Source organism: Clostridium beijerinckii (genome assembly GCF_018223745.1).
GTDB classification, from domain to species: domain Bacteria; phylum Bacillota; class Clostridia; order Clostridiales; family Clostridiaceae; genus Clostridium; species Clostridium beijerinckii.
Map to the genome: position 1 here is coordinate 868,279 of NZ_CP073653.1, position 14,036 is coordinate 882,314.

12 protein-coding genes are annotated in these 14,036 nt (G+C 29.1%); all 12 read left to right on the forward strand.

Features of this window, described 5'->3' with window-relative positions:
* The first annotated feature begins 14 nt into the window (after positions 1–14).
* Entirely contained in the window at positions 15–851 is an 837-nt protein-coding gene (locus KEC93_RS04135; protein ID WP_077869283.1) for a PRD domain-containing protein, read from the forward strand.
* A gap of 400 nt (positions 852–1,251) precedes the next feature.
* A complete protein-coding gene (locus tag KEC93_RS04140) occupies positions 1,252–2,451 on the forward strand; it encodes a 5-bromo-4-chloroindolyl phosphate hydrolysis family protein (protein WP_077869282.1) in 1,200 nt (399 codons plus the stop codon).
* A 27-nt stretch (positions 2,452–2,478) separates the two neighbouring features.
* Positions 2,479–3,624, forward strand: coding sequence for a toxic anion resistance protein (locus tag KEC93_RS04145; RefSeq protein WP_077869281.1), 1,146 nt, complete (start codon positions 2,479–2,481; stop codon positions 3,622–3,624).
* A gap of 333 nt (positions 3,625–3,957) precedes the next feature.
* Positions 3,958–4,857 carry a chemotaxis protein gene (locus tag KEC93_RS04150; RefSeq protein ID WP_077869280.1) on the forward strand — a complete coding sequence of 300 codons (900 nt, stop codon included), beginning with the start codon at positions 3,958–3,960 and terminating at the stop codon, positions 4,855–4,857.
* Between the two features lie 544 nt (positions 4,858–5,401).
* Entirely contained in the window at positions 5,402–6,643 is a 1,242-nt protein-coding gene (locus KEC93_RS04155) for a L,D-transpeptidase family protein (RefSeq protein ID WP_238893048.1), read from the forward strand.
* Positions 6,644–6,937: 294 nt separating this feature from the next.
* Positions 6,938–8,320, forward strand: coding sequence for a L,D-transpeptidase family protein (locus tag KEC93_RS04160; protein WP_077869278.1), 1,383 nt, complete (start codon positions 6,938–6,940; stop codon positions 8,318–8,320).
* 318 nt (positions 8,321–8,638) lie between these two features.
* Positions 8,639–8,950, forward strand: a complete 312-nt coding sequence (locus tag KEC93_RS04165; protein WP_017209485.1) for a PTS sugar transporter subunit IIB — start codon at positions 8,639–8,641, stop codon at positions 8,948–8,950.
* Positions 8,951–9,469: 519 nt separating this feature from the next.
* Positions 9,470–10,615 (forward strand): pyridoxal-phosphate-dependent aminotransferase family protein, encoded by a 1,146-nt coding sequence (locus KEC93_RS04170; protein ID WP_077869277.1) that lies wholly within the window; start codon positions 9,470–9,472, stop codon positions 10,613–10,615.
* A 29-nt stretch (positions 10,616–10,644) separates the two neighbouring features.
* A complete protein-coding gene (locus KEC93_RS04175) occupies positions 10,645–11,178 on the forward strand; it encodes an ECF transporter S component (RefSeq protein ID WP_077869276.1) in 534 nt (177 codons plus the stop codon).
* Positions 11,179–11,364: 186 nt separating this feature from the next.
* Positions 11,365–12,045 (forward strand): ribose 5-phosphate isomerase A, encoded by a 681-nt coding sequence (rpiA, locus tag KEC93_RS04180; protein WP_077869275.1) that lies wholly within the window; start codon positions 11,365–11,367, stop codon positions 12,043–12,045.
* Positions 12,046–12,092: 47 nt separating this feature from the next.
* Positions 12,093–13,061, forward strand: a complete 969-nt coding sequence (locus KEC93_RS04185) for a Gfo/Idh/MocA family protein (RefSeq protein WP_077869274.1) — start codon at positions 12,093–12,095, stop codon at positions 13,059–13,061.
* Between the two features lie 30 nt (positions 13,062–13,091).
* On the forward strand, positions 13,092–13,967 hold the full coding sequence (locus KEC93_RS04190) for a MurR/RpiR family transcriptional regulator (RefSeq protein ID WP_077869273.1): 876 nt from the start codon (positions 13,092–13,094) through the stop codon (positions 13,965–13,967).
* Positions 13,968–14,036: the final 69 nt, after the last annotated feature.

Consider the following 14,036-nt stretch of genomic DNA (forward strand, 5'->3'; position numbering starts at 1 on the left):
TGAGGAGGCATAAAATGTTTAGAGTGATAAAAGCACTAAATCATAATGGTGTACTCGCTATAAATATGGATAACTATAAAGAGTATATCTTGCTCGGAAAAGGTATAGGTTTTGGTAAAAAGGTCAATGAACGTATTGAAGCTCCAGAAAATGCACATATATATCTCTTGCAGCAAGAAACTGAAAGAGGATTGACTAAAGAGATAATAAATAATATAGAGCCTCAAATTTTAGAAATTGCGAATAATATTATTCTGGAAGCAGAGAAGAAATTTCACGAAGTAGACGAGAACATTTTATGCCCACTTGCAGATCATATTGCATTTGCAGTAAAAAGAATAAGAGATAATGAACAAATTAGTAATCCATTAACACAAGACATCAAAGCTTTATTTCCAGAAGAATATGAAGTTGCATGTAAAGGAAAAGATATTATCAAAGAGATAGAAGGCATTGAAATAAATGAAGATGAGATTGGCTATATAGCACTTCATATTCATTCAAGCCTAGGAAATGAAAAAGTATCACAAGCAATGCAAGTAGCAATGTTAGTTAGATCATGTATTACATCCATTGAAGAAAGTACAGGAAAGACAATAGATATCGAATCATTATCCTATAATCGTCTTATGAACCACATTAAATATATGGCGGCAAGAATGTTAAAAGGAGAAACGATAAAGCTTGATATGAATGATTATATTAGTGAAAGATTTCCAAAATCATTTGAAATTGCTGAAGACATATGTATGAAACTAGGTAAGGAATTGAAGAAAAAAATAAAATCAGTTGAGATAGGATACCTTGCGATGCACATTGAAAGAGTATTCTCAGATGAGTTAGAGGATTAGAATATATATAATATAATTTTAATGGAATTATAAAAATTTAAGGTTGCGTTTTATTGAAACTAGAGCTCCACGATAATTTATCGCGGGGCTTATTTTATTCTTTAGGAATTTATATTCTAGCGCCTGCGATTTTTTTATTTTGGGGAAAATTATAATGAAATCTGAGAACAATTTTTAAAGGTATTAGAAATACATAGTCTACGAAGCAGATTTTACATTTCTATAAAAATCAAAATAAAAAAATTATGGATATTTATGTCTTAGAATGAGAATTTTAAAGGGAGATAAAGATGTTACAAATTGTAATGGATACAAGAATAAGATATAATAAAGCCAATATATCGTTGCAAATAAATTAATGTTAAGTTAAGTTTTAATAAAATAATTTGGAGGCAGGGGAATGGATAAAAAAGATTTTTCTAATTTAGAAAAGCAAATTAGAGATACAATAAAAAATGCATTCGATGTCATAGATTTTGCTAAGATAAAAAAAGATATTGATGATAAAGCTCAAGAAACTGTTAGAGAGACAAGAAATAAATTTGTAGATAAATCACAGTATTTTGATAAAAAGATAAAAGATGAATTAAAAAATAGATATAAAAATATCGCGAATGTTGTTCCAAAATCTGAAGATAAAATACAAAAATATATTGCTAAGAGACCAGTTGGAAGTATATCAGGAACATTGTATACAATATTTGGATCTATATTAAGCGGAATATTAGGAATATTAATAATTTCATATTCAATACTTATTTCTTTTAAGAGTGAATTTTTAATGAGTAATTTGATTAGCTTAGGAATATTGTTTTCTTTTCTTGCGGCGAGTGGAGCTTTTACTTTAAGGGGTATAAATTTAAGAAAGAGAGCGAAGCGTTTTAAAGAATATGTGAAATTGCTACGAGGTAATAGCTATTGCTCCATTAGTGAATTAGCTGAGGCTGTTAGGAAAAAAAATAAATTTGTAGTTAAAGATTTAAGAAAAATGATTGAATTAAATATGTTTCCACAAGGACATATTGATGATAAGCAGACTTATTTCATGTTAAATAATGAAGTTTATGAGAATTATTTGACTTCACAGGAATCTTTGAAGAAAAGGAATGAAGATGAATTAAAAAAACAAGAGGAACTGAAAAAAGACTTCAATGATCCAGTGAAGATGGAACTAAGGAATACAATTGAAATGGGAAGGGATTACATTAAACAAATAGGAGACATAAGTAGTTCTATAGATAAAGAAGAAATTTCTAAAAAATTAAATAGGCTCCAGAATATTATAAATCAAATACTTAAGTATGTTGAGCAGAATCCTAAAAAGCTTCAAGAAGTTGATAGATTTGCAAAACACTATCTGCCTATGACTTTAAAGCTTCTTAATGCATATAAAGAACTGAATGAGCAGCCGGTTCAGGGTGATAATATAAGAAATGCAAAAAATGAAATTGAAAAGACTTTGGATACCATAAATAATGCATTTGAAAAGTTATTAGACGATTTATTTGAAGAAATAGCATTAGATATTTCTACAGATATTTCTGTTCTTGAAACACTATTTACTCAAGAAGGGCTTAAAAAAGATGATTTCAAAAAATAGGACTTGAACTAAGAGGAGGAATTAAAAGTGAATGATGGATTTAAGGAAGATATAGATATGATGCCAAGTTTAACATTTGAACCTTTTGAAGGGGAAGTTACTGATGTAAAGGTAGAAGAAAGTAAGCAAAAAGAAATTTTTGATGAAAGCTATTTAACAGAAGATGAGAAGAAGATGATTAATGAATTTGTAGATAAAATAGATATAAATAATACAAATTCAATTCTTCAATATGGAGTAGGAGCTCAAAAGAAGATTGCAGATTTTTCTGAGACAGCATTAAATAACGTTAAAACAAAAGATTTAGGCGAAGTCGGGGAAATGTTAACAAATGTAGTGTGTGAGCTTAAAAATTTTGAATCTGTAGAAGAAAAAAAAGGATTTCTAGGTCTTTTTAAGAAATCTGCAGAAAAGATTTCGCAAATGAAAGCAAAGTATGAAAAGGTTGAAGGGAATATTAATAAAATTTGTAGTGCTCTAGAAAATCATCAAATACAGCTTTTGAAAGATATTGCTATGCTTGATAAAATGTATGAAATAAATAAGGTATATTTTAAAGAACTTTCTATGTACATATTAGCTGGGAAAAAGAAGCTTTCAAAATTAGAAAAGGATGAGCTGCCTAAGTTAGCAGAAAGAGCAAGGATAAGTGGACTTCCAGAAGATGCTCAGGCGACAAATGATTTTGTGGCTCTTTGCAATCGCTTTGACAAAAAGATACATGATTTAGAATTAACTAGAATGATTTCACTCCAAATGGCACCTCAAATTCGTCTCGTTCAAAATAATGATTCATTAATGTCAGAAAAAATACAATCTACTCTTGTTAATACTATTCCACTATGGAAGAGTCAAATTGTATTAGCTCTTGGAGTAGCTCATTCAAACAATGCAGCCAAGGTTCAAAACGAAGTTACGAACATGACCAATGAGCTGTTACGTAAGAATGCAGAAACACTAAAGATGTCAACAATTGAGACAGCTAAAGAATCTGAGCGTGGAATTGTTGATATTGAGACTCTAAAGAATACAAATGAATCATTGATATCAACTCTTGATGAAGTTTTACGAATACAAATTGAAGGAAGAGAAAAACGTAAAGCTGCTGAAGCTGAATTACAAGAAATTGAAGGTAAATTGAAAGATAGGCTTCTGCAAATGAGACAAAGATAAAAAAATAATGTTTTCTGTTTTATTATTTTAAGGTAAAACAGTTTTATGTATCTTTCACGGTGAGTATGAATTTTAGTTTTTTTAATTACAAATTATCATGTATAAATGATATAATTAAAGAAGTTATATATGGCAACGATAATAGATGTAAGTATTTAATAAAAGTATAGGCATAAATAGAATAATATGTTTATTCAACATATACATAAGCTATAATTATGAATACGATATAAAACATAGGATCAATGCTATGATAACTATAAAAAAGTGAAAGGATATATTTTGCAAAATAATGCTACAATTACAAGATCTTAAGTAAGGGGGAGAGATATTATGAACAATAACATATTACTAGAATCGGGTACTGGGGAATTAGAAATAATAGAATTTATCGCAAATGGAAATCATTATGCAATTAATGTTGTAAAAGTTAAAGAGGTAATAGAGATGCCTTCAAACTTAACTAAATTGCCAGATCCTAAGCCAGAGATAGCTGGCCTCATACTATGCAGAGATGAGATACTTACTTTGATTGATTTAAAATACATATTAACAAAAAGATCGGCAGGAAAACTTGGATCAAAGGTTATAGTTTGTGAGTTTAATAAAATAAAAGTTTCATTTAATATTGATGATATAGTTGGAGTTCATCGTATAAGATGGGATGAAATAAGAAAACCTGATGATCTATCAGAAAACTCATTAGCTGTTGGAAATATACTTTTAAATGGAAAAGTATTAATTATGCTTGATTTTGAAAAAATAGTGACAGATATTTGTCCAAGTGTTGGAATAAGTGAAGATAGACTTATAAAAGTAGATTATAAGGATAGATCATCTATAAAATTAGTTATGGCTGATGATTCTGCTTTAATTAGAAGGTTATTAAAAGATACTCTTACAAAAGCAGGATTTAAGAATTTAAGAATTTTTGATGACGGTAAACAAGCGTTAGATTTCTTCGAAGAATTAGCAAGAAATAAAGGTGAAAACTTTATTGAAGAAGCTCAATTACTTATTACAGATATAGAAATGCCTCAGATGGATGGGCTCACATTGACAAGAAAAATAAAAGAAAATGAAACATTGAAAAAGCTTCCTGTTGTAATATTCTCATCACTAATTACGGGAGAATTAAAACATAAGGGAGAATCAGTGGGAGCAAATGCACAGCTAAGTAAGCCAGAAGTAAGTGATCTTGTTGATACAATAGACAAACTATTAGGTGTTTAGAAAATGCATATTTAAAGTGTTTATCATTATGCCAAACACAACTAGAATAAGTAAATTTTAGATCTACTAAAATTAATCTAATTGGATAGTTAAAGGTATGGGTGAAAAATTCATACCTTTTTATTTTATATGAATTTAAGTTTGCAGATAAAATATGAAAAGGACTGATTAATAATGGAAAGTTGTATAAATGGAGTAAAATAGAAAATATATTTACTTGGAAATTTTTCTTACATACACTTAGAAATGCAGCTGATTAAGAAAATTTCTGACCATACAAGCAACTGAGATTTTGTTATTTAACATAAGTATGTAATTAACTTAAGAGAAATATTATATGACAATTGATTATTATGTGGAAAATATTGTATAATATGTAATGTACAATTGTTAATAACATGTTATATTATTCAAGAGATTTTATATTTTACAAAGAGCGTTTAAAGGGGGAATAATGTATATAGCAGCTTTACAATATTTATATAAAAATTTCTTGTATGTGCAAAAATTTAATATTAATAGAATCTTATATAAGGGGGTTTTTATGGAAGAAAAACAAAATAGATCTAATAAAATTACTAAAGAGATGATAACCTTTTTCTATTGTCTGAGCATTGTATTTTTTATTTCTCTTATTAATAGTATAGGTGCATATGCTAAAACTACCAATGAAAAACAAAAGTTACCTGAAACATATGCATTAATATTACAGGAAAGAGGAGGAGTTCAGGAACAAATTAATGGATCTGACATTGGTTTAAAAACTGATTCAGGTATCACATTTGATAATAAATTGTTACAGGATTCTATAAATAAACTAAGTTGTTCTGATGATAGTAAAGTGGTTCAATCTGGAAATGCTACTTTAGTCTTAGTAAATAATAATTATGTAATATCAAAAGAAGTTTATGGAAACAAAATAAACAAAGATATATTATATAAAAGCATAGTAAAAGCGATTCAAAATGGGGATACAACATTGAATTTAGAAGCTGCTAACTGTTACGAAAGTTCAGAGCCTAGATTTAAAATAAACTCCCCAGTAGTTGTTAGCGCTAGGGATACACTTAATAGGTATTTGGCTTCTAAAATTACTTATAATTTTGGGGGATTAACACAATATTTAGATAGTTCAATAATAAAGGATTGGATTGGCGTTGATAGTAATTTTAATGTAACAATTGATGAAAATATGGTTAGAAACTATGTTGATAATATAGCAAATACTTATGCATCATCACTTGGTACAAGCATAAAGGTTAGTGGTGGAGATAATGGTAATAACCATAGTTGGATGATTAATGCTTCTGAAGAAACAAAAGCTCTGATAGATAATATAAAGAGTGGACAAACTATAAGTAAATATCCAATATATACTCAAACCTCTATATCCAGTTATTTTAGTAATGTTGGTGATACTTTTGTTGAAGTTGATAAAGGTAAACAACATTTATGGTTCTATAAAGATGGATATCTTGTTGTAGAAGGTGATCTAGTTACAGGTAATGAAAGTACTGGGCATGGAACACCAACAGGAGTGTTTTACTTAAATTCGAAACAAAGAGATTCAGTATTAATAGGTGAAGATTATGCATCACCAGTTAGCTTTTGGATGCCTTTTATTAAGAATGATATTGGTCTTCATGATGCTAGTTGGAGAGATGAATTTGGAGGGGAAATATATAAGACTGGTGGTTCACATGGATGCGTAAATTTACCATATTATGTGGCAAAGGCAATATTTGATAATATTATCCCAGGCTGCCCTGTTATTGTTCATGAGTAATATTAGAGATATTTCTAATCAATACACGAGAGTAAAAAGCTCTATTTAATTATAATTAATGCAAAGGAAAGTTTTGATCTTTTTAGGTCAGAACTTTCCTTTTTTTTATAAATAATAATAAACATTTTATAATTAATAAATTGAATTTAAAATGTTCTAAATATAATTATAATTACATAATTATTAAAATATAAAACTTCAATAAAAGTTACTTAATATATTTTCTGTATAAGCTATAATTTTATGATTTAAAAATGAAAATTGTAAGATTGAATGATGTCAGGTGGGATAAGTATGATAAAACAAATATTACAATACATAAAATATCCAAAAAGAATAATGATGATTATTTGTGCCCTGGTAGCTATATATTCAATAGTTTCTATACATTTTATCAATCATTTTTATTTTGGTTCAACAATTAACAGGGTTGACGTCTCAGGTAAAACAGCGCAAGAGGCAGAAGAAGAAATATTATCTAAAATGGACACATATTCAGTGGAATTAGAAGAACGTTATGGTGCAAAGGAAGAAATAAAAGGAGCGGATATTAACTTAAGATATGATTTAGGAGACAAAATTAAAGAACTGAAAAGTAAGCAGATTCCATTTGCTTGGATTTTATCTTTTTTAGGAGAGAAGAATTATACAATTACGGATTCTGTATCATATAACGAAGATTTATTAAAGAAAAGCTTTAATAATCTTTCTTGTATAACAGGAAGCAGTGTAGTGGCACCTAAAAATTCTGAATTAGAATATAAAGATGATGGATATATAATTAACAAAGAGATATATGGAAATAAGATTAATAAAGATGCTTTGTATGAACACTTAATAAAGGCAGTTGTTAGTGGGGAGAAGAAAATTAATTTAGAATTAATTAATTGCTATGAGAATCCTAAGTATATATCAACATCTAAGGAAGTTTTAGACGCTAAAAATATACTCGATAAATATGCATCATCAAAAATTACATATTCCTTCGGCGGAGATAATGAAGTTATTGATGGATCAATAATACACAATTGGCTTAAAGTAGATCAAGACTATTTTGTTTCAATTGATGAAAAAAAAGTCTATGATTATATGGAGAAAATTGCCAATACGCATAATACATCAGGAAAAACAAGAGATTTCAAAACATCTTTAGGAACAATAACAAAAGTTAGTGGAGGAAATTATGGATGGGTAATTGATACTTCACAGGAGGCAAAAGAGTTGATTAAAGATATTGAGAAAGGAGAAAATATAGAAAAAGAGCCTATATATAAGCAAGTCGCTTTATCTCATGATAGTAATGACATAGGCAATACTTACGTGGAAATTAATATGAATATTCAACACTTATGGTATTACAAAAATGGAATACTTGTAATAGAAGGTGATGTTGTTACAGGTAATGCAAGCAGAGGATCTCCCACTCCAACTGGAGTTTATCGATTAAATTATAAGCAAAAGGATGCTACCTTGAAAGGTGAAAATTATAGTAGTCCTGTTTCTTTCTGGATGCCTTTTTATGGTAATGTTGGTATACATGATGCAAGTTGGAGATCAGAGTTTGGTGGAAACATATACAAAGCGAATGGTTCTCATGGATGTGTTAATGCACCATATTACCTAGCAAAGGTTCTATTTAATAATATTGAAGAAGGTACTCCGATAGTTTGCTATTAGTGGCGGTTCTAAATGATTAAATTTATATAAAAGATGAGTCACAACTATCCTATTGAAGAAAATCTTATCCTAGCTGGATATATCGGAAAACATTTACAAAGAAAATTTATTGTTATATAATAAATTCATACCGATCAATAAAAAGGAAAAATTAATATTTAATGGTTTTCCTATAATAGAGTTTTATTTGAACATATCCAGGATCATTTAATAACAAAAAAGAGTTTAATTGATTAAATAATTAAATTAAGAAAATTTGTAAATACTTTAACTAAGTAATAACACTAGAATAAATACATTGTTTAGGAGGAATTAATTATGATAAAAATTAGATTATTTTGTGCAGCAGGAATGTCAACAAGTCTTTTAGTTAATAAAATGAAGGATGCAGCCAAGACTAAAGGTATAGAAGTAGATATTGAAGCTTTTCCAGAAAGTCAAATGGATAAAAATCTAGATGGCGTAAATGTTGCTTTGTTAGGACCACAAGTTGGATATACATTAGGAAAGGCAAAGAAAATTTGTGAGCCACTAGGAATTCCAGTAGATGTAATACCAATGGTTGATTATGGAATGATGAATGGTCAAAAAGTATTGGATTTTGCATTGAAATTAACAGAGAAGAAATAAATGCAAAATAAATCTAAGAATTCATAAAAAATTTTATAAATTCTATTAAATAAGCTTTCAAGTTGTTTTTGAAAGCTTATTTTTTATTCTCTAGGAATTTATATTCGATTCAAATCTGTGGATAACTTATGAAAAGGCTGATTAAGAATGTTATGTTTTATAAAGAGAATAAAAAAGAAAATATATTCGCCTGCATAAAATGTTCTTATATGCAGCATAGCTGCCATTTCTTATGTGCAGATTTTTCTCACATGCGTTCGAAGAGGCAGATGCGTAAAAAAATCTCCGGCTCCACAGTCGCCTGCGATTTTGTTCTTTTGTAGTAGATTATCATTAGAGAATTTACGGATGCTATGCCCTTTTAAGGCTTAATTTTATGAAAATGATCGATTTAGAAAGTTACATTTTAATAGAGAATTAAAATAAAAAAGATATTGTATCCGTACAATTTACTTTTTTTATTATATATGATATTTTAATTAATATTAAAATACAGAAGAAAGGAAGGGGATGTATTCTATGAATGAGAAATTTGTTTATGCTCCGGGTCCGACAAATGTTAGAGAGAATGTAAGGTTAGAAAGAGCTAGGATAACTACTAATCCGGACGTAGACGCAGAATTTGTGGAATTCTATAAAAATACTTGTGATAAAATAGGGAAAATAATTGAGACAAAAAATCCGGTATATATACTAAGTGGGGAAGGTATTTTAGGATTAGAAGCGGCATGTGCATCTCTTACTGAACCAGGTGATAGAGTACTTGTTTTAGACAATGGAATTTATGGGAGAAGTTTTAAGGACTTTGTTGAAATGTACGGAGGAGAAGGGGTATATTTTTCGTGCGATTATAACAAAGCTATAGATGAAAGTAAGTTAAATGAATTTTTAAGTGTGGATCATGATTTTAAGTATGCAACAATAGTTCATTGCGATACGCCAACAGGAGTTTTAAATGATTTATCTAAGATATGTCCATTATTAAATGAGTATGGAATTTTAACTGTTGTTGATTCTGTTTCTGCAATGGGTGGAGAAGAAATAAGAGTTGATGATTGGAAGATTGATATAGCATTAGGTGGATCTCAGAAAGCATTTTCAGCTCCAGCTGGATTAACTATGGTAAGCATCAGCGAAAAGGCTAAAGAAGCAATGAAAAATAGAAAGACTCCAGTAATAGGGTTTTACTGTAATCTTAATATCTGGGAAAATTATTACGCAAATAAGTGGTTTCCGTACACAATGCCAATAAGTGATATCATGGGGTTAGATAAAGCGGTTGATAATATTTTGGATGAAGGAATTCAAAATGTGCTCAAGAGACATGAAAAAATAGCATATGCGACTAGGAAGGCTGTTAGTGAATTTGGACTTGAATTATTTTTAGAAGATGGTTATTCAAACACAGTAACAGCAGTCAAAATACCGGAAAACATAGGAACTCAGAGGCTTAAAAATCATATGTTGAGTAAATACAATACTTTAATTATAACATCACTAAATCCATACGAAGATATAATTTTAAGAATAGGACACATGGGGGAGAATGCAAAAGTTGATAAGATTCTTTATGCATTAAATATAATTGAGAACGGACTAAAAGATCTAGGTTTTGAAAGTAATGGTGAATTAGTAAATTCATTTATTAGACACTTAAATAATTAATTATTAAATTAAGCAAGGTGGGGCAAGGAATGGAAATAAACAGAAGAAAAAGCAAATTTAAAACAAAAGACATGGTAGAAACAGCACTATTGACAGCGCTAGTATTTGTTGCAACAGCGTTTATAAATATTAGATTGCCGATATTAGCTACTGGCGGATTGGTTCATTTAGGAACTGTAATGTTATTTGTTACAGCAATTGTTTTTGGAAAAGAGAAGGGTGCTATAGCTGCTGCTGTAGGAATGGCAATATTTGATTTATCATCAGGATGGGCGCTTTGGGCTCCATTTACATTTATAGTAAGAGGAATTATGGGATATATGGTTGGTGCCATAGCGTGGAGTAGAAATGAAGAAGGTAATAGTATCGTACTTAATCTTTTGGCAATTGTGCTATCAGGTATTTGGATGATAATCGGATACTACATTACTGAAGGAATACTTTATGGAAATTGGGCAGCACCAGTTGCATCAATACCTGGAAATGTGACTCAAATTGTTATTGGATTATTACTGGGATTACCTATTGCTAAAGTACTTAGAAGATATAAAAAGTATATTTAAATATGTAATAATGATGCTTTGAAGTGATTTACACTATTTTAAAGCATCATTTTTTGCATTTGGTAAAGCATATAATAAATGATATGCTGCGGTGAAATTTTATTTCATAAATAATAATATTGACGAAATAAATATATCATATTATGATTATATTAACTTGATACTGTATTTAGGAGGATATTGAGAATGAGTGATAACGATTTAAAGAAAAATAGTGCTAAGGAAGCCATGAAATATATAAAAGATGGGATGATAGTAGGTCTAGGTGGAGGGAGGAGCATAGCTTATTTAATAGAATTTATAAAACAGGATAAAAATATTAACGTAAAGATAGTTACTCCATCAGTGAAAACAAAGATGCTTTGTATAGAAAAAGGTTTAGAAGTTTTGCACACAAGTTCTGTGGATAAAGTGGACGTTGCTTTTGATGGCTGTGACCAAGTTGATGAAAAATTAAATGCATTGAAAAGTGGTGGAGGAATTCATACTAAGGAAAAGTTAATTGCTAGTATGGCAGAAGAATATATTCTCCTTGTTGATGAAGCAAAAGTTGAAAAAGAGTTAACATTTAATGTTCCAGTAGTACTTGAAGTTTTAGAGGACTCTTTGAAGTATGTTGAAAAAAAAGTACTAGAGTTAAATGGGAAACCGGTGATTAGAAGTAGCGATATAAAAGATGGATTTACTATAAGTGATAATGGCAACCTATTAGTAGATGTATTCTTTAATAATGTAAAAGATATTCATAAACTAAATGATAATCTAATAAAAATTTGTGGAGTTATAGAAACATCGTTATTTACTAATGTAATTACAAAAGTAATTATTGCGAGTGAAGAAGGTATTAGAGAAATTTCACAAAAATAATTTAATTAAGAATGAAATTTAAAATTAAAACGTATGAGGTGAAGGATATGAATAAAATAAATTGGGCAGTACTAGGGCCAGGAACAATTGCAGCAGATTTTGCAAAGGCCATAAATGAAGTGAATGGGAAGATATATGCGGTAGGTTCAAGAAATATTGAAAAGGCAAGGGATTTTGCTAATAAATATAACATAGAAAAAGCTTACGGAGATTATGGTGAGATGCTAAAAGATGATAATATAGATGTCGTTTATATAGCGACGCCTCACTGTAATCATTATGAATATATAATTAAGAGTCTTAATAATAATAAAAACGTATTTTGTGAAAAAGCAATTACTGTAAATGGAAAGCAATTGAAAGAAATAGTTGAATTAGCAAATGAGAAAAAATTAATAGTGGCAGAAGCAATGACTATTTATCATATGCCGTTATATAAAAAGTTACGTAAAATTGTTGATGATGGCAAGCTTGGAAAGATTAAAATGATTCAAGTTAACTTTGGAAGCCTTAAAGAGTATGATGTGACAAATAGATTTTTTAGCCCAGATTTAGCAGGAGGTGCCCTTCTTGATATAGGAACATATGCATTGTCATTTACAAGGTACTTTCTCTCTAGTCAGCCAGAGGAAATTTTAACTACAGTTAAGAAATTCGAAACTGGAGTGGATGAGCAGTCAGGTATAATTCTTAAAAATTCTGATGATGAAATGGCAGTTATATCATTAACTATGAGAGCAAAACAGCCAAAGAGAGGAATTGTATGTGGAGAATTAGGATATATAACTGTTGAAAATTTTCCAAGAGCAGATAAAGCAACAATTACATATCCTGATGGAAGTGTAGAAATTATTGAAGAAGGCCATGGTTCAAAAGCATTAGAATATGAAATTGAATGCGTAAATAGTATGGTAATGAGTAAAACAGGTAATGATACTTTAAGATTGTCTGTTGATGTCATGGATATAATGGATGAGGTAAGGAAACAATGGAATTTAAGCTATACTTTTGAGTAAGAAGTTTTATGAATTAATTACTTGAATACGATGATTAAGGGAGTAATTATTAAAGTGAGAGAGATAGAAAAAAGTGTTCTAGATAAAATTCTTTGCATTTATAAAAGCTTACATGAAGCAGAAAAAAAGATTGCTGATTATATAATTAATAATAAAGAAAGAGTCATTGAAATGACTGTTTCTGAGTTGGCATTAGAAAGTAGTGTTAGTGAAGCTACAATAGTTAGGTTCTGTAAAAAATGTAATTTAAAAGGTTTTTATGATTTGAAAATTAAAATAGCTAAAGAAATGGTTAATTTAAAAAGTAGTAATATATCAAATGAATTAGATTCCAATAATATAATGCAATCACTTCAAAATATATTAGCAAATAAAATTGAAGAATTGAAACAAACAATTTCAATGATGAATGAAGGTAATATAAAAAGAATATTAGAAGCAATTAAAGGAGCAAGAATTGTTCAATTTGCAGCGGTTGGTAATACAATACCTGTAGCAATGGATGGAGCATATAAGTTTAATCAGTTGGGAATATCATCTGTTACTAATACCATATGGGAAACACAACTTGCATTTTCATATACTTTAACTAAAGAAGATGTAGTTATAGTAATATCTAATTCAGGAGCTTCAAAAGAGCTTGTAGCTTTACTTGAAATTGCTAATGAAAGACAGGCAACAACTATTTCTATAACTAATCATGAGAATTCTCCTGTTGCCAACAAAAGCAAATATCATATAAATACTTCAACAAGAGAGAAACTATTTCTAGATGAGTTTAGCTTTTCTAGAGTATCGGCTATGGTTGTTATAGAAATCTTATACTTACTTTTAACAAGGGATAAAGAAGATGCATATAATTGGATTAGTCAACACGAACAATCTATTGCAGAAGGAAAGATATAAGGAGAAATTACAATAGAGGGATATAGTAGATATTTTATTCAAAATTTTAAATAGATATTAGATTTGAAG